General features: G+C 61.1%; 1 protein-coding gene. It reads left to right on the forward strand.

Going from position 1 to position 311, the window contains the following annotated elements:
• A partial coding sequence (locus tag ACLJNW_RS24140; RefSeq protein WP_410961210.1) for a cbb3-type cytochrome c oxidase subunit I occupies positions 1-311 on the forward strand: 311 nt, incomplete at both ends.

The following is a 311-nucleotide window of genomic DNA, read 5'->3' on the forward strand; positions in this document are numbered from 1 at the left end:
TACCACGACACCTACTTCGTGGTCGCCCACTTCCACTACGTGCTGGTGCCCGGCGCGATCTTCGGCATCTTCGCCTCGGCTTACTACTGGCTGCCGAAGTGGACCGGCCACATGTACGACGAGACCCTCGGCAAGCTGCACTTCTGGATGAGCTTCATCGGCATGAACCTGGCGTTCTTCCCGATGCACTTCGTCGGCCTCGCCGGCATGCCGCGACGGATCCCCGACTACAACCTGCAGTTCGCCGACTTCAACATGGTCTCGTCGATCGGCGCCTTCATGTTCGGCACCACCCAGCTGCTGTTCCTGTT

This window comes from Salmonella sp. SAL4457 (assembly GCF_046548235.1).
GTDB lineage: Bacteria > Pseudomonadota > Gammaproteobacteria > Enterobacterales > Enterobacteriaceae > Salmonella > Salmonella enterica.